The organism is Aminipila butyrica (genome assembly GCF_010669305.1).
In the GTDB taxonomy this organism is placed as follows: Bacteria; Bacillota; Clostridia; order Peptostreptococcales; family Anaerovoracaceae; genus Aminipila; species Aminipila butyrica.
The window spans coordinates 353,259-374,979 of the sequence record NZ_CP048649.1; the positions used below are offsets into that span (position 1 = coordinate 353,259).

Here is a 21,721-nt window from a genome sequence, read left to right on the forward strand (position 1 = left end):
GGAGAAGAACAATGGGAACTGGATTTTCAAAGCTAAAACTTGGCGAAAAAATGTCAAAAAACTTTCTTGTTATTTTATTGATTGCAGCAAGCGGCTCAATCATATATGGGTTGCCATATTTTCGATATGACTACTACGATGTTTATTTAGAGACCTATCATCTGACAAATACTCAAATGGGCTTCTTCGGCAGTATACTCGGTGTATTTGGTATGATTTCCTATCTCTTTGGTGGATTTATTGCAGACAGGTTTTCCATTCGGACCATCCTATCCCTTTCCTTAATCGGAACTGGAATCGGTGGATTCTTTCACCTATTACCGCTTAACTTCACTGCACTGGCTTGCCTCTATGCTTTTTGGGGCATTACCTCCTTGTTTGCTTTCTGGCCGGCATGTGTAAAAGCGGTTCGCGTTCTTTCCGATTCAGATGACCAGGGCAAAGCCTTTGGCTGGTTTGAAGGAGGAAGAGGTGTTGCGGCTGCTATTATGGCGCCTTTAGCAGTTGTCGCTTTCCAGATCGGTGTAAAGCAGATGGATGATGTTACAGGAATGAAATACGTGATTATTTTCTATTCTGTTTTGACTGTTTTATGCGGACTTTTAGTATTCTTTAAAATGGGAAATGAAAGGATGGGCGCTGGAGAACGGATTTCCTTTAAAGATATTGGAAAAGTACTTCGTTTGCCAGCAGTATGGATTATCGGTATTGTAACGTTCTGTAATTATGTGTTTACGTTGTCTCTGTATTACTTTACACCGTATTCCACAGGTATTTTAGGCGCAACGGTTACTTTTGGCGCGATATTAGCAGCAGTAAAAAGATGGATAAGCCCAGTTTCCAATATTGGCGGAGGGTACTTAGCCGACAAAGTCGGTACTGGAAATTTATTATTAGTATCGTTCTTGGTTATGGCGGCAGGAACTGCCGGAATCTTACTGCTCCCGACTAACAGCAGTATGCTTGTGGTATTTGTCGTATTATTCTTGGTTATTTATTTCTTCTACAATGTAAACTATGCCATGACATGGGCTATGATGGATGAAGGAAATATTCCAGCGGAATATTCCGGCACTGCAGCCGGCGTGATTTCCACCGTAGGCTATCTGCCGGAAATCTTTTGTTCCCTGCTTGCAGGAGCGTTAATCGATGGGTATCCGGGAGTAACTGGGTTTAGATATTTCTTTGGATTCTTGATTGGAATGCTGCTGCTGGGTGCAATCTTTGTACTTGTTTGGAAAAAATATTTAGGGGGCCAGAATGTCAACGACGGAAATAAACAACTTAAATCAAATTCCTAATTTAATTAAAAATAATAGAACACAGCCAATTTTAGACTATAAAGAATGCTTATTTGAAAAGGTCTATGTAGAAACACCAGTAGATACAGATGGAGATGGGCAGCTGGACTTAATTGCTGTATACCTCCGAAGACCGAAAGAAACCCTTTTAGGGCATCAAATACCGGCAATTTATGTGGCAAATCCTTATATGTTGGCTTGCAACGAAGATTGGTATGTAACTTATAACGTAGACAAAGATATTGAGGTTTTTCCACAACAGGAGATTACAAAAGAGCAGACGGCTGCACCCAATCGGCTGCCGTTAGGCAGTAATACTACCCACCGAAGAGGAACAAAAGGCTTTGCACAAACAGCGGAAACTGAAGAAATTCCGCTAGAGTGCATTTCAGATTGGTACAGTTACTTTAATTGTAGAGGCTATGCTTCCGTTTTTTGTGGTGGTTTAGGGACAAGAGGATCGGATGGCCTGACGATAACGGGCTCAAACGAAGAAGTGCTGGCGTTTAAATCGGTAATTGATTGGTTAAATGGAAGGGCTAGAGCTTTTACAAATAAGACCGACAATATTGAAATAAAAGCCGATTGGTGTACCGGAAATGTTGCCATGTCCGGGAAGTCTTATCTAGGAACCATGTGTATTGCGGTAGCAGCCACAGGGGTAGAAGGCTTAAAAACAATTATCCCAGAAGCGGCAATTTCTAACTGGTATGCGTACGATCGATACAATGGCTTAAATGTGCCGCCTCTTGGCTGGCAGGGTGACGATATTGCTTTGCTGTCAAAATATTGTTGTAGCAGGGCAATGGATCAAGACGACTATGCATCTATTCAGGAGCGGTATGAAGAGGTTCTGGCAGAAATGGAAATTAGTCAAGACCGGGCAAGCGCAAACTACAATTCTTTTTGGGAGGAAAGAAATTATCTGCATAGAATGGATGACTTAAAGGCCTCTGTTTTTCTGGTTCAAGGCTTGAATGACTGGAACGTAAAGATGAATCAGGCTATTCCATTCTGGAATCAGTTGGTAAAACGCCAAATCCCAAGGCGAATGATGCTCCATCAAGGCGATCATATTTATATTCACAATTTAGAGAGCTCCGGGTTTAATGAGCTGTTGCATTCGTGGCTGGACTATTGGCTCTATGGCATTGAAAATGGCACGGATATCGTAAGCTCTAAGGTTTTCGTCCAGAGCAATCTAGATCAAAGGCTTTGGCAAGAATCTTCTGATTGGAGTCCGGAAGGAACCCTACTGGCACAATTCCCTATCCCTGAATCAACCCACAAAACTTTTACAGATGATTTGTCTTTAACAGGTTTTGACAGAGAAAAAAATAACTTCGAAGAGTGGCGGAACAGGCTGATTATAGAGGATGGAGCAGAGGCGTATTCGCTGAAATATTTATGGCCGCAAGAAGAAGACCTCCGAATCTGCGGCACGGTGAGCGTATCTTTTTCCGCCGCAATTAATAGAGAGACCGCAATCTTAAGCGCCATGTTAGTAGACTATGGCAGTGAAAAAAGGCTGCTGGAGAAACAGGAGATTGCAGAAAAAGAAGGCTTAATCTGGGGGAAGAATACGCCGATTGCTGATTGGGTGCGATTTGCAAAAGAAGAGAAGCCATCTGCCTATCGGATTATTTCACGAGGGTGGATGAACGCACAAAATCGAACCAGCAATTGTTGCAAAGAGGAAATTGAAAGTGGTGAATTCTATTCTTATACTTTTGAGATGGTGCCGATGGATTATACGGTAAGAAAAAATCATCAGCTGGGATTAATCCTATATAGCACAGATCCAGAAGCGACAGAAAGACCTTTTAAGATGACAAAGATAACTATAGATGAAAGCACAATTGATGTGCAGGTTCCCTGTATCAAACAGGGACAAGCCAAGACAAAATAAAAGGCAGTAAGACATATATCCTGAGGGGAAGGTAGAAAATCCTACGTTCTTCTCAGGATATTCTTTATTTTAAAAAGAGGCAAGGCTTTATCCTGTCTATTTTTTGGGTGCTAAGCATGGCAAAAAAGTAGGTGGTATGCGGAAATGCCTTGTAATTGAAAAGAGATGATGATAAAATATATGGGTTCAAAACGTAAGTTGTTGAAACATGCAGACGGACAAACAAGCGTAAAAGAAAGGATTATAGTAGATGAAAACGAATTATACCAGCCCTTTGTCGGAGCGTTATCCGAGCAAGGAAATGAAGTATATTTTTTCACCGGAAATGAAGTTCCGCACCTGGCGGCGGCTTTGGATTGCCTTGGCCGAGACGGAAAAAGAACTGGGCCTTCCCATTACGCAGGAACAAATTGACGAACTGAAAGAACATGCACTTGAGATAAATTATGATGTAGCCAAAGAACGGGAAGCTGTGGTTCGCCACGATGTGATGGCACACGTCTACGCTTATGGCCAGCAGTGCCCGAAAGCCAAGGGGATTATCCACTTAGGAGCTACCTCTTGCTATGTAGGCGACAATACCGACCTGATTGTGATGACAGAGGGGCTGAAGCTAATCCGGACGAAGTTGATTAATGTTATTGCTGGATTGGCCAAGTTCGCAGGTCAACACAAGGACTTACCGACCTTGGGGTTCACCCATTTTCAGGCAGCTCAGCCTACTACTGTAGGCAAGCGGGCGACCTTGTGGATGCAGGATTTGCTGCTGGACCTAGAAGACCTGGAGCATTTAATTGGTTCCATGAAGCTATTGGGCTCCAAGGGAACTACTGGTACCCAGGCCAGCTTTTTAGAATTATTTGATGGAGACCAGGATAAGGTGCGCCAAATTGACGGCATGATTGCTGAAAAGATGGGCTTTAGCTCTTGCTACCCAGTTTCCGGACAGACTTACAGCCGAAAGGTGGACAGCCGGGTGCTGAACGTGCTCAGCGGCATTGCCCAGAGCGCCCACAAGTTCTCTAACGATATCCGCTTGCTGCAACACCTGAAAGAGGTGGAAGAGCCTTTTGAAAAGAATCAGATTGGCTCTTCGGCGATGGCCTACAAGAGAAATCCTATGAGAAGTGAGCGCATTGCTTCTCTGGCCAACTACGTGATTGCCGATGCGGCCAACCCGGCCATAACAGCGGCAACTCAATGGTTTGAGCGGACTTTAGATGATTCTGCAAACAAGCGAATCAGCATACCCGAAGGCTTTTTAGCCGTAGACGGCATTCTGGAGCTATACCTGAACATTACCGACGGATTAGTTGTATATCCGAAGGTGATTCATGCTAGGCTCATGCAGGAGCTGCCGTTTATGGCTACGGAAAATATCCTTATGGATGCCGTAAAAGCAGGCGGAGACAGACAAGATCTTCACGAACGCATCCGGGAGCATTCCATGGAAGCGGGCAAGATGGTCAAGGTAGAAGGAAAAGAAAACGACTTATTAGAGCGAATAGCGAAGGACCCTGCATTTAACATGACCATCCAACAGCTGCAAAGCCTCATGAACCCTGCCAACTTTATAGGCAGAGCGCCGGAGCAGACCAGCGAATTCCTTGAAGAAATAGTATTGCCTATTTTAGAGAAGAATAAGGATACATTAGGCATGACAGGAGAAGTCACTGTTTAGTGTTCAAATCGATTTTGAACAGTATACGCCAGAGGTCGGTTTGATCTGGTGAAAATATTTCTCCGATTAAGCCGGCCTTTTTGAATGAATAAATTAGGTGAATAGAAGAAAGAAGAAGGTGTTTTTATGGTAAAAGCAATCGTGGGCGCTAATTGGGGCGACGAGGGAAAAGGAAAGATCACGGACATGCTGGCGAAGGAGTGCGACATCATTGTGCGTTTTCAGGGAGGAAGTAATGCCGGGCATACTATAGTCAACGACTATGGAAAGTTTGCACTGCACCTGCTGCCATCTGGCGTGTTTTATAATCATACCACTAGTGTTATCGGCAACGGTGTAGCCTTGAATATTCCATATCTGCAAAAGGAAATTGATTCCCTGGTGGAAAAGGGTGTACCAAAGCCGAAGGTGCTGGTTTCAGACCGGGCGCAGATTTTGATGCCTTACCATATTTTATTTGATCAATATGAAGAAGAACGGCTGGGCGGCAAATCCTTCGGATCCACGAAGTCCGGTATTGCGCCTTGCTATTCAGACAAATACGCCAAGATTGGTTTCCAGGTCAACGAATTGTTCGACGATGATACCTTGCGGGAGAAAATTGACAACGTCTGCGAGCAGAAAAACATCATTTTAGAGCACCTGTATCATAAGCCGGCCATTGATAAAGAAGAGCTGTATAAGACTATGGTGGAATACCGGGAACTGGTGCGGCCATATGTGTGCAATGTTTCTGCGTATTTGTATGATGCTATCAAAGAGGGCAAGAATATTCTGCTGGAGGGTCAGCTGGGTGCGTTGAAGGATACGGACCACGGCATTTATCCAATGGTGACTTCTTCTTCTACGTTGGCCGCCTATGGCGCCATCGGTGCGGGCATTGCTCCTTACGAGATTAAGGATATTATCACTGTGGTGAAGGCTTATTCCAGCGCAGTAGGTGCAGGAGCCTTTGTCAGCGAGCTCTTTGGCGATGAAGCAGAGGAATTGAGAAAGCGCGGCGGCGACGGCGGTGAATATGGGGCCACAACAGGACGACCGAGAAGAGTAGGCTGGTTTGATGCCGTGGCTACTAGATACGGCTGCCGGATGCAGGGTGCTACCGAGGTGGTTTTGACGGTTCTGGATCCCCTGGGGTATTTAGAGGAAGTACCGATTTGTATTGGCTATGAGATTGACGGCCAGGTAACGAGAGAATTTCCTAACACTACTCAGCTGTACAAAGCTAAACCAGTATACAAAAAGTTGCCGGGATGGAAGTGTGATATTCGCGGAATCAGAGAATTTGACAAGCTGCCAGAAGCTTGCCAAAATTATATAAAGGAAGTTGAAAAGGAGATTGGTATACCAGTAACCATGGTTTCCAATGGACCGGGCCGAGAGGACATCATCCTGCGCTAAACGACAGCTCGATTGCAAAAAATTGGTCCTATTGAAATGATTGAGCCTTCTCATAAAGTTTCGCAAAGAGGACAGAATATACCTGGAAAGGCAGGTATATTTGATGAAGGATTTGGATAATTTATGGGAGACCTCTAACATGGATCAGGCGGATAGCTTTAAACCAGAAGGCGAAGACTTGTGGTTTGGAAATGAAGCCTATGCAGAGCAGCTAGTGAAAAACGGAAATTTGCCGCCAGGAAGCTTTGAGCATCAAAACCTGGGCCACAATGCCAAGAAAGAAGGCCTAGGGCCAAACACCAAAAGGTAAATTAAGACATGCCGGAAAATTTTAAACAGACTCGAGAAAAGAATTTTTTTCGAGTCTGTTTTTGTGTACTGGGCCTGTATTGGCAGTATAATTTATTTATGAAAGAAATTTTTGAAAAGACTGAACCAATTTGTGCCCCCAGGGCTCTTATATATAGGTGCACCAAACAAGGAGGGGGTTTTATGAATGAATCTGAATTGATTATAAATATCCAGCAAGGGGACCGGGAGGCCTTTGGAACACTTTTTCGGCTTTACGAAGCAAAAGCTCTCCGGACGGCCTTTCTCATCACTGGCAATCAGGCCATGGCAGAGGATTTAGTTCAGGAGGCCTTTGTGAAATGCTATTGTGAAATTGGAAAGCTAAAAAATCCAGAGAGCTTCAAGCCCTGGTTCTATCGGCTGCTGGTTCGAATGGGGTGGAAGCAGACCCGGCAGGAAAAGAAATACGTGCCAGTACCAACCTTTGAAGACAGAAAACAGATTGGTCAAGCAGTCAGCTGTGAGCAAACGTATTTGGAGAATGAGTTCTCTGAAATTCTTTACAGTGAAATACAAAAGCTGGAGCAGAAGAAGCGGACTACGGTGCTGTTGTACTATTACAGCGAGCTAAGCGTAAAGGAGATTGCCCAGGTCATGGGTTGCCTGGAGGGTACCGTAAAGTCCAGGCTCCATACTTCCCGTAGAACGCTGAAAGCTAGTCTGGAAAATTTAAAGATCAAGGAGGACGGATATTATGGAAAAACTGGATACGAAGCGGGCCTTTGACGGGCTTATAAAAGAAGCATTGGAAAGCAAAGCGCAGGAAGCTGTGAATCCGGCATTCCTGTTGGAGAAAATCAATCGGGAAATTATGAATAGAGAAGAGGAGAATCAGACGATGAATAAAGAAAAGAGATTACGAGGCATCAAGCCTTTGGCAGTCGCTATGTTGATTGTGGTGGTTACTGCTGCCACCAGTTTTGCTGCAACGCATATGGGAGGATATTTGCTTTCATCTACCAAAGATTCTTTTGAGAAGCTACCAACAGAAAGACAGATGGAAAAAGCAGTGGGTTATGTTCCAGACTATTTGGAATCCTTCTCCAACGGATTTTATTTTAAGGATGCTTCCGTAGTAAATACAGAAGCCTTTGATGATGCTAAGAGTAAGAAAGGCGAATATGATGGTATTCATTTTAATTATACTAAAAAGAATGCGTTAAGAGAACAGACATTAAGTCTGAGCGCCGATCCTGTGAATCCATCTTTAGAACGTGAAGAAGTCGGAAAAAATGAAGAGGTGATAACCATAGATGGGCTTGAGCTGATTTATTCCAAAGTGACTTTTAAGGTGGTTCCAGTAGGCTACGTTCCTACCGCGGAAGAGCAAGAGAAGGTAGCGAAGGAAGAAATGTGGATATCGGAGGGTTCCGACGAAGTGGAAGTTTCAGAGCTGCAGTATGTAAGATGGATTAAAGATGAGGTTTCCTACAACCTGATGGAAGATGGCTGGGGCTTGGAAAAAGAAGAGTTGCTGAAGATGGCAGAGGAGGTTATAAACTCCCGTTAGAAGCTCTTTTTCGTAAATCCACAGAAGGGACAGGGATTAGAACAATTAGAGAAAATGCAAACAGACTTGGAAGGGAAATCCTTTTAAGTCTGTTTTTTCGTGCAAAATACACGGTATCTTCACCAAACGTACACCTTCGATTCAAGGCTGCCCCATATCTTTCCAGTAAGATAAAAGTGACAAATAGGAAAGCGAGGAAAAGAACCAGTGGTTGATGGAACAAACAGCAGCAAGGGGAAAGGAGCAGTAAAAGCCGTTTTCTCAGGAATTGCCAAAGAGGTCCAACAGGCAGGTATAAGACTGGAAGGGCTGTTCAGCAAGATTCCGCTTCTGAAAAAACTGACGGTGATGCCTGGGAAAAAAAAGAGGGTTGTCTATACCGCTTTAGCATTGGCCGTGTTAGTGCCGGCAGGGTATGTGGTGAACAATCTGGCCTTTGGCAGAACCGCAGAGGCAGAGGTCGCCAAATACACGGTGAAAAAAGGCAACGTGGAAGTAGCTATAAGTGGCTCAGGTACGGTGACACCGGTAGAGCAGTATAATATTTCTACGCTGGTAGAGGGAGATGTTCTTCAGGATACCTTTGAAGAGGGCGATGATGTGCAGGAAGGGGATGTGCTCTACGTAATCGATTCGGAGGAAATGGAGAATTCGTTGGAAAAGGCGGACATCGCTCTAGAGAAACAGCAGATTAGCTATAGTGACAGCGTGAAGGCTTATGCGGGCTTAAAGGTCACCTCGCCAATCAAAGGCATGATTGATGAACTCTACGTGGCAAAGGGCGATTCCGTTCAAAAGGGCACCAAGATGGCTAAACTGGTGAATAACGACACCATGACTGCTCGAGTGCCATTTAGTGAAATTGATGCAGAAGGGCTGTATGTAGGAGAAGTCGTCACGGTCACCGTAGAAAACACCTTTGAGCAGTTGACGGGAAAAATTAGTAAGCTGTATAACTCTAAACGCGTGCTAAATGGATACATAACCGTTACCGATGTGGAGATTCAGGTAAGCAATCCTGGTTATTTGCAGACTGGCACCTACGTATCCGTGACAGCGGACGGAAAGGCCTGCTATTCTTCGGCAGCCTTGGAAGGCTCTGGTGAGAAGATTGTCTTGGCAGAGACGGCCGGGACGGTAAATTCTATCAACGTGGAGGGCGCTTATCTGAAACAAGGAGATGTAATTGCTACCCTGGACAGTGATAATGCGGACGATGATTTGCGGAACAGCCAGCTATCTCTGCGGGAATCTCAGATTTCATATAACAACACGCAAAAACAGCTGGACAATTACACCATCACCTCCCCAATTTCGGGAACGGTCATCTCCAAGACTATAAAAGCTGGGGATACCATGGACGAAAATACGTCTACTACCATGGCAGTCATTGCTGACATGTCTAAGATTACTTTTGAGATTAGCGTAGATGAGCTGGATATTGCCAGCATGAGTACAGGGCAGACGGTGGATATTACCGCGGATGCCCTGCCAGATCAGGCGTTTACCGGCTATGTGGAGAAAATTGGGCTGCTGGGAACCGCCACAGAAGGTGTGACCTCCTATCCGGTGACGATTGTTATCAATGAGCCAGAGGGGCTTTGGCCGGGCATGAACGTGACGGGGAATATTGTTATTGATTCGGCAGAGGATGTTTTAGTCGTACCAGTAGATGCAGTAGCCAGAGGCAATAAGGTGACCATGGAAGATGGCACAGAGCAAGAAGTGTCCATTGGTTTGAGTGATGACAATAATGTAGAAATTAAAAGCGGGCTTGCAGCCGGTGATGTCATTCAGGTTAAGATGCAGGTCAAGGAGTCCAGCAGTCAGAATGATATGATGGGCAATCCTAGCATGGGCGGCGGCCCACCATCTGGGGGTGGCGGCGGCGAAAACCGAAGCGGCGGTGGCGCACCGGGCGGCGGTGCTCCCGGCGGAATGTAGGAGCGTAGCCATGATTAAGTTAGAAGATATTTATAAGATTTATCAGATGGGGGACACGGAGGTCCGCGCACTGGACGGAATCTCGCTGGAGATTCATCAGCAGGAGATGGCGGCTATTATTGGCCAGTCCGGCTCAGGCAAGTCTACTTGCATGAACATCATCGGCTGTCTGGATGTCCCCACTAGAGGGAAGTATTACTTGAATGGAGTGGATGTCAGCACCCTGAATGATGACCAGCAGGCAGAATTCCGCAATAAGACACTAGGATTTATATTTCAGCAGTATAATCTGATTCCTAAGCTGAACGTCATTGAAAACGTAGAACTTCCCCTCATATACAAAGGGATATCGGAGGAATTGCGGAGGGAAAAAGCACTGGAAGCCTTGAAGAGGGTAGGCTTGGATCAAAAGACAGGCAATATGCCTTCGCAGCTTTCTGGTGGGCAGCAGCAGCGGGTATCTATCGCTAGAGCATTGGCCGGGGACCCCTCTATTATTCTTGCCGATGAGCCTACTGGAGCGTTAGACAGTAAGACCGGACGAGAGGTGCTGGAATTCTTGCAGCAGGTTAATGCGGAAGGGAATACCGTTATTCTGATTACTCATGACATGGGGGTAGCAGAAAAAGCAAAACGAATTATTCGAGTTTCGGACGGGCGGATTATTGAAGACAGCGGTCAACCGGCTAAACGGCGAAAAGAAACAAGGGGCGAAATCTCCATGGCAGGAGGTGGCCGCTGGTGAATTTCAAACAGTCTTTTACACTGGCTCTGAAAAGCCTGAGAACCAGCAAGATGAGGGCTTTCCTCACCATGCTGGGCATTATTATCGGTGTAGCTTCGGTTATCGTCCTTATCAGTCTAATGAATGGACTGTCTTCGGATATGACGTCTCAGTTTGAGAGTATGGGCACCAATACCATCACCATCAATCTGGTGGGCAGAGGCGGTAATCGAACGGTACAAGTAGAAGATATTCAGAAGATGGTAGAAGAAAATCCCACCTATCTGGACCAGTATAGTCCCTTAGTATCTTCTTCGGTTACTGTAAAAAGTGGCACAGAGTCTTTAGATACCACCACGGTCAAGGGGGTCAATGAGAGCTATCAAGAGATGCAGCACATAGAGCTGGACCAGGGACGGTTTGTTCAGTATCTGGATACCAGTCGCAGACAGCGGGTCTGCGCAGTGGGCAGCTATGTAGCGAAGGAACTGTTTGGTCAAGACAATGCCATTGGACAGACCATTAAAATAAACGGTACAGAATATACCATTGTCGGTTTACTGACGGAGACGGCGGATTCGGAAGAGAGCTCCGATGATGATGTAATCTATGTGCCGTATTCGGTGGCTACCCGGTTGACGGGAAGCGGCAATATACGCAGCTATTACGTTACAGCCGTAAACACAGATAACATCGATACAACAGTAGCAGTAATTGAAAATACCCTGTACAAGATTTACGGCAGCGAGGATGCATATCGGGTGACCAGTATGACGTCTATGATTGAGCAAGTCAATGAGATGACCGGGTCCATTGCCACCGTACTGGTAGGAATCGCTGGTATCTCTCTGGTTGTAGGCGGGATCGGCATTATGAATATCATGCTTGTGTCTGTTACAGAGCGAACCCGGGAGATTGGTATTCGTAAAGCTTTGGGAGCTAAGCGAAAGAATATCATGGAGCAGTTCATCATCGAGGCGGCTACCACTAGTGCGCTGGGGGGGATTATTGGCATTCTATTTGGCGTGATTGTTTCTGCGGTAGCCGGGCAGGTGATGGATATGTCTGTAGTAGTTTCTGCCAACGCTATTCTGCTAGCCTTTTCTGTATCGGTGGGCATTGGTATTCTTTTCGGCTACTTTCCGGCCAACAAGGCGGCCAAGATGAATCCAATCGACGCGTTGAGGTATGACTAAGGCGGGAGAAAAATGAGCGGAATGGTGACTTAACAATAAAAGAGGAGATATGTGATGAAGCAAGCAGATCAAGCAAGCGGAAAACCGTTTGAAAAAACATATATGTGCAAAGGGATAGCTGTATTCTTGGCCCTTTGTTTGTTGGTGGGAATTGTCGGCACACCCCTGGAGGCAAGGGCGGCTGTGGATGATTCCACCAGTGCTACCATGATGCTGGAGGCTATGGGCGTTATTTCAGCAGATAGCTCAGGAAATTACAATTTAGGCACTAACGTAACCCGGGCTGAGTATGCCAAGATGTTGGTTATGGCATCAAAATATAAAGATCAGGTGGCCGCCTCTTTTTATTCGTCTTTATTTAGAGATGTAAACTCCAGCAACTGGGCTTCCCCCTATGTGAAGTTGTCGGCATCCAACAACTTGCTGTCCGGATACAGCGACGGTACCTTCCGCCCTGATAGCAAGGTGACTTTGGAGCAGGGGGTCAATAGTGTCCTGCTGCTGTTGGGCTATACTTCCACCGACTTTACCGGAGCTTTCCCTTATGCACAGATGAATCTATATTCCTCCCTGGGCCTGTCTTCGGGTATTGTGGGCGGTATTGGCACCCTGATGACGAAGGGAGATGCGGTGCAGCTAATTTATAATACCTTAAAAACGGATTTGAAGGATGGCAGCCAAACCTATGCAGAATCTTTAGGATATTCCGTTAACGATAATGGAGAGGTAAACTATGCTGGAGTGGTAACGGATAACATGAATGGTCCGTACACCGTCACCGCTTCCGACTGGTACAGTAAATTAGGGATCAACTCAGGTGCAGTAGTATACCGAAATGGCAGTAAGATTAGCCTGTCGGATGTAGACCTGTACGACATCATCTATTATTCCAAGGCTAAAAGTACGGTTTGGGCTTATAACGACCGAGTGACAGGAATTTATGATAAGGCAACCCCGAGTCAGGATGCGGTGACCAGCATCACCCTGTCTGGGAAGGCTTACACGCTGGAATCCACCAAAGCATTTTCGGCTTTGTCCTCCAGTGGCAGTCTAAAAATAGGTGATGCCATTACGCTGCTGCTTGGCAAGGACGGCCTGGTAGCCGATGCTGTCTCAAGCACCGTGTTGAAACAAGAGACTATTTTCTACGTGACTTCGGCAGATACAACCTCCGTCGAAGGGGTGACGCTTACTGGTACTGAAGTCGCTTACACAGTGGATAAAAATGGCACCATAGAGCCTGGGGATGTGGTGAAGGTGACCTTTGATTCCAGTGGAAATTTGCAGATTTCGTCCGTTTCGGGTAGTTTGTATGGCACTGTGGATTCAGCACTGATGACCATAGGCAGCAATAAAATTTCTAGCACGGCTACCATTTTGGATACGTATGAAGGAGCCTATACGGCTACTTCGGTTAGCCGCTTGGATGGGTTGCAGCTAGACAGCGGCGACGTACTGTATTATGAAGCGAAAAGCGGCTATATTACCAGTCTAGTGCTGGAGAATGTCACTGGTGATGCGCTTCAATACGGTGTTATTACCTCGGCCAAGTCTTCCAGCAAGGACAGCACCAGCGTCAGCGGCAGCTATGTGTATAATATTAAGGGAAGCAGTTATTCCTTGAACAGCAGTAACACTAAGTTTAATGTATCTGCTGGCCCCGCCATGTTCTATGGAACGGGGGGCAATGTTGAAAAGATGAAAAATCTAACTCGCGCCAACGCTAAAGTTAAGTCGGTGGATAGTTCCACGGTGACCTTTACAGATGGCACCGCTTATAAAATTGCCGCAGATGTGGCGGTGTATGAATATAAGACCTCTAGTCAAACCTACAGCTATGAAGGGTCCGTTAGTGACGCGCTGGCTGCATACAAATCAGGTAAGACGATGACCTATTGCTATGATAAAGAGCCATCTAAAGGCGGGCAGATTCGGGTCATTCTCTACCAGTAGAGAAATATTAGAAAGACGGCATAGAATCTGTAAAAGAGGACCCGGGAATGTACCGGGTCTTTTTTTCATGTTTGTGCTTGACACCACAAAAGAAGCCTGCTAATATGAAGTTAACTTCTTGTGAAGTATGCTTCATGTTTAAGGGGAAGGAACTTATGAAAACAAAAGTAAAAGAGTTGAGAAACAGAGCTAATTTAACACAGCAGCAGCTTGCGGATTTAGTTTATGTTTCATCGAGAACCATTATATCTATCGAAAAAGAGCAGTATAGCCCTTCCCTCATGCTGGCATATCGAATGGCGGAAATCTTTGAAATAACGGTGGAAGAGTTGTGTTGTCTGAAAGAAAACAAGGAATTGGAGGATCAGCAACGTGAAAATTTATAATAAAAAGGGGTTGGTTTTTGGGGTTGTGTGGATCGCATTAGGTGTCTGCAATTTAATTATCAATATTGTTTCCCCTGAGGAATTTTTATCAAAGCAGATTAAAGATGTACTTATTGCTGTTGTGGTGATTATGATTGGGAGTAGTGGTTTTATTCGTGCCTTCTCCAAACAGGCCACAAGAGAAGATCGAATGGAAGACCAGGATGAAAGGAATCAACTTTTAGCACTTAAAACAAAAGCGTTGACATTAAAAATTTTTTATGGCTGCCTTGGCATGTCGGCAATCGGAGCGGTGGCTGGATATAAACTGACAGACAATCCGGCGTGGATTCCGATCTTCACTGTAGCTGCAGTTTTGCTGGGGCTTCTATTGCTAGTCGAATTGATTGTCAGTATTTACTATGAGAGATCTATGTAGAAAAAGGGGGGCAATATGAAGATTTATGACAAGAAAAAATTTGTTTTTGGGATGATGTCACTTCTTTTAGGGATATGTCTGCTTGTACTTGGATTTTTAAAAGGATTTAATAGTACACGCATTATTTTGATGATTCTGCTGCCGATAATCGGTATCAGTGAGATTTATCTCGGCATCAATCAGGAGGCTGTAAAGCGGGAAAAGTTTGAAGGAACAGAGGAACGCAATCGTCTTATCTCTTTAAGTTCGAAAAGCAAGGCTTTTGATGTAGTTCAAACCATTAACTTTGCGCTGATTTTTTTGTTTTTAATTTTAGGTAAACAATCGGGTGAGGAAAATTTCATTGCTATGGGTGTGTCTTTTTCCTTTATTTTTGCAATTTCAAGGTTTGTGAACTTTTTTTCAGAGATTTATTATGAGAGAAACATGTGAAAGGAAAAGGTAAATGAATGAACGCACTTCGTATTTTATTACAGAATCCAGGCTTTCATATGCACGACTGCTATATAACTAGAGCGGTGTTGTCTCAACAGTCTTTGAGCTTTGAATTGGCGCAGGGCTTGTATATCTTAAAAGCTGGGGAGTATGTACGCACCGGACCTGCCAAATTGACATTTTCTAAACTGATTAGTCCGGGATATGAAATTCAATATCTTCGGGACAGTCGCAGAGAAGGTGTGGGTTTTGAGGTATTACAAAAAGACTTACAAAGTGGATATATAGATTTGATTTATGAAATGTATAACGAAACCAGTGCTTATTTTGAAGGGATTTTGATTCAAGAATCCGGGTGGAAGACTGTTGAAATCAAAGTTTTCTTTCACGGCTTGGAAATTCTATATGAGGAAGGAGTAGCCACAGAAAATGAGTAAAAACACATACTTAAAGCGGCCGCTCAAAGACGAGCGCGACAAACAAATCGATACCCATGCAAAAAGCTATGCCTTGGAGTTTATGATAGCGGCTAGCCAGGTTCTAACCGTGATCTGCTTTGTCAAAGGAAATTCGGCATGGAAAGGGAGTCTAGCGCTACTTTTTATCGGGATAGCGACGATTTTCTTCTACAAGGCTGACAAATATAGTGAGAGGACATATGGTAAAATCGGTTTTGTTGTGGGATTCATGGGTGCTGCCCTGCTTGTGTGGTTTGGAATCAGCGGATAATGAGTAATAAGGAAAAAGTAACGAGAAAGGGGGAAATATTGACATGGGTGTTATAAAGATAATTTGCAGCTTTATTGTGGGCATAGGCTTATTGCTAGCAGGGATTTATGAGTGGAAACAAGCCAAATACAAATAAAAGAGAGGAAAGGTATAGGCAAAAATAAATAGTTGATAAGGAGATTTTAAAATGTATGAACCATCGGATGAATTTGAACTGGCAAATGAAAAGTTGCACAAAATGAAAGAAACATTAAATTTTGACGAACTACAATTTCAGCGGATAAAATCCGTAATCAATAAAGCAGCGATATGGAGTGAAGAGATCGGCACCATGCTTCTTGATTTTATGAAAGAGTTTGAAGAGGATGAAGAGACGAAAGAAGAGCTGACCTTTAGATATGAAACGGCTAAACAGGCCAGTCTATCGGCAGATGAGTTGTGGAACCAGGTAAACATATGTGCAGATCAGGAACTATCAAAGGAAACCCTGCTTATAATTTTAAAGGGGTTTATTGAGTATTATGAAGTATTGGCAAATCATCTTAATGATGGAGAGGATACGGAGATTCTTACAAACTTAAGAAAAACCTTAATGGATATAAAGGAATTGAAATGACACCAAAAGAAAAACTTCAGAAAATATTAAAACAACATAAACCTTCGCCAGAGGTCCTAGACAGCCCTTTGTTTATGCTGCGTTTCCCCTATTGTTTACACACAAATCTGGCAGAAGGAAGCCCTTATTTGGCGGAGGGGAATCAAATGAATGAAGCTTATGTGGCAGAATGTTTGAACCTTGCTGAGAACATGTATAATGGGTTACATGTTGGCACAGATCTTCTTATCGTCTATGAGGATTGTTATAGTGAAAGAGAACAAGAAAACATATTTTTTTTCGAGAGTTGTCTCAAAGGAATCGGGCAAACGGAAAGCTACTGCTTTTTCTGGAAGTTTAGTCCTATGAAAGAAACCTATCCTGCTGCGCTGGCCAACAACCAAGAGGTGCATGTCTGCACCCGCAGGCTGTACGAAGCAAAGGACATTGACACGAGGCGTTTGTTTTTAGAAATCATTTGTTCCGATATAGGTGGTAAATATGATTTGGCCTCTAAAGTTTTCATTCTGGACATGGCCACCAGCTGTCTCTTTCACCTTTATGATGACAGAGGGCTATGGGTCAGTAAACCGGCAGAAAAGAGAGCAAAATAGAGACAATGGCGTGCCCCCCAGCGGGAAGAAGCTCTGCGGACCAGTCTGTGTCTGCTATAAAAAACCCCCATACTAGGTAAGCATAGGGGTTAGCAGAAATTAAATGCCGATTTTAAGGCGTTAATCTTTCCTGGTGTTATCTTATGGAGCTTAGGTCAATAGAGATCTGCTTCATGTGCCACTCTCCTGGAGTAACACCTTCCGGCAAGGCGTCAAGAGTAAAGTGTGTTTCTGTCCCATCGTCCTCAATGGCTACACCACCTCCCTGCATATTTCCCAGCTGTAAGATTGGTGTGACAAACAAGGTTTTAGCCTCGGGATTAAGACGTTGAATGGTAAGGCTGGAGTTCATTTTAAGGATCTTTTCATGAGTTTCTCCTGACCCGCCGTTGCCATCATATTCATATATATTGCCCAAATCGTCTTTGATTTCCCAGTCTAGACCTACATAATCGGACAACTGCTTAGGAGATTCCTCTGAGTAGTAAAGAATCGTGTTAATTGGCGTCATGGTGAGACGCTCTATATTGATACGCACCTTTTGAATGGTAGAATGATTATCAGCTAGCTCCAGACTTTTGCTGTCCATGGCCTTGAGCGTTACGTTGTAATTGAAATTGCAGTCAACGGCTTTTTCCTCTGAAAACCCTTCTTCGCCCAGACTTTCAATAGAGGAAACGACCCAACGGAAAGAAAGGGCATTTCGTTCTTCCTTTTCAGTAAAAAGGTTGTAATTGCTCTGTCCCACATAGACACCAGGGCTGACCTGCTTAAGTTGCTGACTGCCGCCATACCCGGTGACGGAAGGCACTTCGATATCTTCTCGGAGATACAAGTCCTCACCAAGATCTTTTCCAGTTTTAATGGTATAGGTGAGGGATAGAGTCCTTCCGTCATAAACCCCCTGATTCAGGGTTACTTCTATGCCCTTGGCAGCCTTTGTCATGTCGATGTTTAAGGCCTTTTCCTGGTACAGATCATAGATTCCCGTGGTGCCGCCATCTAGAAAACGGAAAATATCACCGATGACAGGTACTTCCTTGGCATAGGAAGGGAACGCCCAGCCGAAACACCCGATGCCTGTGGCAAAAAGAACCGCTGCTGCTGCTACTTTACCGTGAATTCTCTTTTTTGATCCGCTTTCGGGCGAATGTTCCTGAATCTTCTCGCGCACTCTTTTTTTGATTCTGGATTTTTCCAGTTCATCGGCCTCCATAGGCTGAAACTCATTTACCTCAATATCCACGTCATTAAAAAAATCATAAATATCTTTCATTTTACAGCCCCCCAGCTTCTAATTGCGTTACTTCGTTCACCAATTGTTTTTTTCCCCTGTAAATACGGTTGTCCACGGCAGATTTGGTCATACCTAATTTCTTTGAAATTTCTTCAGAAGTCATACCCCAAAAGAATTTCATGATAAGAATACTACGGTCGGCGGAAGAAAGGCTGTTTAGCAATTTCTCCAGTTCCCTGGTACCCTCATTGAAAATTGCCTGGGCCTCTGCCGAAGCTCCCGGCGAAGACGTATAGTCCGATTCCCCTTCAGGGAACAAAATTTCCGTCCGTTTTATTTCTTTACGGTAATAGTCAATGGACTTGTATTTGGCTATGGCACAAACCCACTTGCGGAAATCGTTTTCGTTCTCTCCTCTGAATTTTTTAGCGTGATGCCACAGGGATAGGAAAATATCACTAATACATTCTTCCACCAGCTCCCGGCTGCCCACAGGGCGCAGCACCTGACTGGCAATGCCTTTTACTAAAGGGAGGTATTCCTCCATGATAAATTCCAGCGCGTCTTCTTTTCCCTTTTTTAATCGCCGTATATAATTTTCACGACCGATCTTCATATATCTACTCCTTTTCGGTACCTTAAACGGTACTGAGCCTTTCGAATCCTTATCAGAAGGGTAAGGTCTCAAACGTGTAAAAGCTTTTACACTATATAAAACGAAAGATAAAACAATTTTTCGCAAAAATAAGTAAAAATTTTTGGTGAGGACGTACTTTTATATGGGACTTAGTTTTATTTAATCATGAAACACAAAAAAGTATCACCAAGAGAAACTGTACTCTTGGTGATACTTTTACATTGGTGGAGCGTAGGGGACTCGAACCCCTGACCCCCACACTGCCAGTGTGGTGCGCTCCCAGCTGCGCTAACGCCCCAAAGGGATTCAAAGATGGCTGTTACAGCCTTCTTTGAAGGCGATTTTACATAAATCAGCCTTACCTTTGACATTGTACTATAAAATATTAGGAGTGTCGAGTCCTATTCTTTAAGTTTTGTGAAAAAAATCGACAAGGTTAGACAAAAAAGGAGAATTTTGTATATTTTTTTCACTTTTGATATGGTACAATAATCGTGATTGTTTTGTTACTCGTATCATGGAGCGACGCAGCTCCTGTGATTTGATATCGAGGAATTAGTGTATGTGATACCGTTGAAAGGAGACTTTGCACATGATATCCCACAAAAGTATTCGAACTGATTTTGTAAGAACTATAGCCATTCTCTTCACCGTTGTAATCGCCATATTGGCGACTATGTCTATTTATTTTATTTATGAATCTACGAAGCAATCGCTGGTAAAAAGTATGAGAGAAACCAGCGATTTAGTTTCTGAAAAGATAACTTTACAAATTGATGGCTTTGGCATGTTGGCTGAAGCAGCAGGAGATTATTATACGCTGAATGGATCGGATAATAGTCAGATAACAGTCTATTTGTCAAAATTATGTGAAATGTATGGACTTGAAAGCATCGATATCGTCAATGAGGGGGATAAGCGTTCGGTGCTCACTGGCCAGGTTTATGATGAAGATTCAGCAGTGGCAAGTGTAACCGGTGAAACTGGCTTGTTAAGCAATCCGCTGGTAACGGGAGAAGACGTGTCTTTTCAGTATGCCTATCCTTGCGGCCAATATATTGTGGCTATGACTATTCCGTATTCCACGTTTGAAGAAATTATCAAATCTGTACAGGTAGGAACGACTGGAAGTACGTATATCTTGGATCGGACAGGGGCTAAGGTTGTCCATAATGACAAATCGCTGGTAGCATCTCGCCAGAATAATTTAGAAGAAATAAAGAAAGACCCAAAAACGTACGAAGCTGTGGCAGCGGTGGAAACAGAAATGGTCAATGGCAAGTCAGGCTTTGGATTTTATACCTGGAAAGGGGATAAAAAGTTTGGTTCCTATGGCCCTGTTGCAGGTACCGATGGGTGGTCGGTCAACGTGACCGCTTTAGAATCGGAATTTATGTCAAAGCTTCAAATTTCTCTGATTTGCATGGTGGCACTGGGCCTGGCTATGCTAGTCTTATCTATTTTTGTTACCTGGAGAAAGGCCAATAAGATTGTAGGACCGATTCAGGATACACTGGAAGCCATCGACCGGATTTATGAAGGGGACTTGACTGTGGAATTGGCGGTGGTGAGACGGGACGAAGTAGGGCTTATGGCTGAACGCCTCAATGGCATGGTGGACAATTACCGGATATTAATTGGAGATATTTCCAACGTGCTGGAGGCTCTGGCAGAAAAAGATCTGACTGTAGAATCTCAAGCCCAATATCCAGGTGCTTTTCATAAGATAAAGGAGTCTTTGGTTGTCATCACGGAGGGTCTTAACGAGACCATCGGACAGTTTGCGGTAGCTTCTTCACAAGTGCGTACAGGCTCAGAGCAGGTGGCAGCTGGGGCACAGGCCTTGGCTCAGGGTTCTATGGAACAGGCCAGCACCATAGAGGAACTGTCAGCTACCATGGAGATGGTTTCCAAGCAGATTATGCTTACAGCTCAGGATGCCAGCACCAGCGACGAGAAAATGAATCTGGTCAGTCAGGACTTGCAGGAATGTAATGGCAGAATGCAAGAGATGGTCGCGGCTATGGGGGAAATCAGCGATACGTCTGGTCAAATCGGTCTGATTATTAAAACCATTGAAGACATTGCGTTCCAGACAAATATTTTAGCGTTGAATGCGGCGGTAGAAGCAGCTCGGGCAGGTGCAAATGGGAAAGGTTTTGCGGTAGTAGCCGACGAAGTTCGAAATTTAGCAGGAAAGAGTGCGGAAGCAGCCAAGAGCACTACCGCATTGATTGAAAAATCTATTACGGCTGTAGAAAAAGGCAGCTTTATTGCAGATGATACGGCATCTTCGCTGTTTAAGGCTGTAGCCGTGGCGGAGGAAGTTTCTGTTTTGGTTAAACGGATTTCTGTGTCAGCATCGGAGCAGGCTTCGGCAGCCGGCCAGATTAATGAAGGCATCGACCAGGTATCGGCAGTAGTACAGACCAATTCTGCTACCGCAGAGGAAAGTGCGGCTTCCAGCGAGGAATTGTTGGCGCAGGCTGATGGGCTGCAAGAGCGGGTAAATGGTTTTCTGCTGAAATAAGAACAGGGAACGACACGTTAAATAGAATAGTAACACGGAAAGGGAAGGCCCTCGGCACATTGTCTGCTGAGGGTTTTTTACCATCCAGAGAAAAAGTCTTTTTACACCTGATTTTTTCTTCTTCCCGAAGATTCACATGATCTGAATGGAGTAATTACAATTATTTTGGG

21 protein-coding genes and 1 tRNA gene are annotated in these 21,721 nt (G+C 44.4%); 19 read left to right on the plus strand and 3 right to left on the minus strand.

The genetic code is table 11. The annotated features are described in order from the left end of the window. Positions 1 to 11: 11 nt before the first annotated feature. From Ami103574_RS01645 to Ami103574_RS01730, 18 genes are all read left to right on the plus strand, one after another. Positions 12 to 1,301: an MFS transporter gene (locus Ami103574_RS01645; RefSeq protein WP_163065013.1), complete on the plus strand. Its 1,290-nt coding sequence runs from the start codon at positions 12 to 14 to the stop codon at positions 1,299 to 1,301. Beyond that, positions 1,261 to 3,210: a Xaa-Pro dipeptidyl-peptidase gene (locus Ami103574_RS01650; protein ID WP_163065014.1), complete on the plus strand. Its 1,950-nt coding sequence runs from the start codon at positions 1,261 to 1,263 to the stop codon at positions 3,208 to 3,210. The genes Ami103574_RS01645 and Ami103574_RS01650 overlap by 41 nt, the downstream gene beginning before the upstream one ends. A gap of 250 nt (positions 3,211 to 3,460) precedes the next feature. Next, positions 3,461 to 4,891, plus strand: a complete 1,431-nt coding sequence (gene purB / locus Ami103574_RS01655) for an adenylosuccinate lyase (protein ID WP_163065015.1) — start codon at positions 3,461 to 3,463, stop codon at positions 4,889 to 4,891. A gap of 126 nt (positions 4,892 to 5,017) precedes the next feature. Continuing rightward, the gene (locus Ami103574_RS01660; protein WP_163065016.1) at positions 5,018 to 6,292 is read left to right on the plus strand and encodes an adenylosuccinate synthase; all 1,275 of its coding nucleotides are present in this window, start codon (positions 5,018 to 5,020) and stop codon (positions 6,290 to 6,292) included. A 139-nt stretch (positions 6,293 to 6,431) separates the two neighbouring features. Further along, on the plus strand, positions 6,432 to 6,602 hold the full coding sequence (locus Ami103574_RS01665) for a hypothetical protein (protein ID WP_163065017.1): 171 nt from the start codon (positions 6,432 to 6,434) through the stop codon (positions 6,600 to 6,602). A gap of 182 nt (positions 6,603 to 6,784) precedes the next feature. After that, complete coding sequence (locus Ami103574_RS01670; protein WP_163065018.1) at positions 6,785 to 7,369, plus strand: RNA polymerase sigma factor; 585 nt, start codon at positions 6,785 to 6,787, stop codon at positions 7,367 to 7,369. Further along, positions 7,338 to 8,153 carry a hypothetical protein gene (locus Ami103574_RS01675; RefSeq protein WP_163065019.1) on the plus strand — a complete coding sequence of 272 codons (816 nt, stop codon included), beginning with the start codon at positions 7,338 to 7,340 and terminating at the stop codon, positions 8,151 to 8,153. The genes Ami103574_RS01670 and Ami103574_RS01675 overlap by 32 nt, the downstream gene beginning before the upstream one ends. 207 nt (positions 8,154 to 8,360) lie before the next feature. Then, positions 8,361 to 10,097 carry an efflux RND transporter periplasmic adaptor subunit gene (locus Ami103574_RS01680; RefSeq protein ID WP_163065020.1) on the plus strand — a complete coding sequence of 579 codons (1,737 nt, stop codon included), beginning with the start codon at positions 8,361 to 8,363 and terminating at the stop codon, positions 10,095 to 10,097. A gap of 10 nt (positions 10,098 to 10,107) precedes the next feature. Continuing rightward, positions 10,108 to 10,842 carry an ABC transporter ATP-binding protein gene (locus Ami103574_RS01685; RefSeq protein WP_163065021.1) on the plus strand — a complete coding sequence of 245 codons (735 nt, stop codon included), beginning with the start codon at positions 10,108 to 10,110 and terminating at the stop codon, positions 10,840 to 10,842. Beyond that, complete coding sequence (locus tag Ami103574_RS01690; RefSeq protein ID WP_207710516.1) at positions 10,839 to 12,017, plus strand: ABC transporter permease; 1,179 nt, start codon at positions 10,839 to 10,841, stop codon at positions 12,015 to 12,017. Before Ami103574_RS01685 ends, Ami103574_RS01690 begins: the two co-directional genes overlap by 4 nt. A gap of 54 nt (positions 12,018 to 12,071) precedes the next feature. After that, positions 12,072 to 13,970, plus strand: a complete 1,899-nt coding sequence (locus tag Ami103574_RS01695; RefSeq protein ID WP_163065022.1) for an S-layer homology domain-containing protein — start codon at positions 12,072 to 12,074, stop codon at positions 13,968 to 13,970. Between the two features lie 155 nt (positions 13,971 to 14,125). After that, complete coding sequence (locus tag Ami103574_RS01700) at positions 14,126 to 14,356, plus strand: helix-turn-helix transcriptional regulator (protein WP_163065023.1); 231 nt, start codon at positions 14,126 to 14,128, stop codon at positions 14,354 to 14,356. Next, on the plus strand, positions 14,343 to 14,774 hold the full coding sequence (locus Ami103574_RS01705; RefSeq protein ID WP_163065024.1) for a hypothetical protein: 432 nt from the start codon (positions 14,343 to 14,345) through the stop codon (positions 14,772 to 14,774). Before Ami103574_RS01700 ends, Ami103574_RS01705 begins: the two co-directional genes overlap by 14 nt. A 15-nt stretch (positions 14,775 to 14,789) precedes the next feature. After that, complete coding sequence (locus tag Ami103574_RS01710) at positions 14,790 to 15,206, plus strand: hypothetical protein (protein WP_163065025.1); 417 nt, start codon at positions 14,790 to 14,792, stop codon at positions 15,204 to 15,206. Positions 15,207 to 15,223: 17 nt separating this feature from the next. Beyond that, on the plus strand, positions 15,224 to 15,646 hold the full coding sequence (locus tag Ami103574_RS01715; RefSeq protein ID WP_163065026.1) for a hypothetical protein: 423 nt from the start codon (positions 15,224 to 15,226) through the stop codon (positions 15,644 to 15,646). Then, positions 15,639 to 15,938 carry a hypothetical protein gene (locus Ami103574_RS01720; protein WP_163065027.1) on the plus strand — a complete coding sequence of 100 codons (300 nt, stop codon included), beginning with the start codon at positions 15,639 to 15,641 and terminating at the stop codon, positions 15,936 to 15,938. The genes Ami103574_RS01715 and Ami103574_RS01720 overlap by 8 nt, the downstream gene beginning before the upstream one ends. A gap of 187 nt (positions 15,939 to 16,125) precedes the next feature. Then, entirely contained in the window at positions 16,126 to 16,554 is a 429-nt protein-coding gene (locus Ami103574_RS01725; RefSeq protein ID WP_163065028.1) for a hypothetical protein, read from the plus strand. After that, entirely contained in the window at positions 16,551 to 17,147 is a 597-nt protein-coding gene (locus Ami103574_RS01730; RefSeq protein ID WP_456298135.1) for a DUF3885 domain-containing protein, read from the plus strand. Before Ami103574_RS01725 ends, Ami103574_RS01730 begins: the two co-directional genes overlap by 4 nt. A gap of 136 nt (positions 17,148 to 17,283) precedes the next feature. On the opposite strand, the gene Ami103574_RS01735 is transcribed toward Ami103574_RS01730, so the two are convergent. From Ami103574_RS01735 to Ami103574_RS01745, 3 genes are all read right to left on the minus strand, one after another. Next, positions 17,284 to 18,423, minus strand: coding sequence for a DUF4179 domain-containing protein (locus Ami103574_RS01735; RefSeq protein ID WP_163065030.1), 1,140 nt, complete (start codon positions 18,421 to 18,423; stop codon positions 17,284 to 17,286). A gap of 1 nt (position 18,424) precedes the next feature. Next, entirely contained in the window at positions 18,425 to 19,000 is a 576-nt protein-coding gene (locus Ami103574_RS01740; protein WP_163065031.1) for a sigma-70 family RNA polymerase sigma factor, read from the minus strand. A gap of 243 nt (positions 19,001 to 19,243) precedes the next feature. Further along, positions 19,244 to 19,319 (minus strand) — tRNA-Ala (locus Ami103574_RS01745). A gap of 294 nt (positions 19,320 to 19,613) precedes the next feature. On the opposite strand from Ami103574_RS01745, the gene Ami103574_RS01750 reads away from it, so the two are divergent. Beyond that, entirely contained in the window at positions 19,614 to 21,551 is a 1,938-nt protein-coding gene (locus Ami103574_RS01750; protein WP_163065032.1) for a methyl-accepting chemotaxis protein, read from the plus strand. Positions 21,552 to 21,721: the final 170 nt, after the last annotated feature.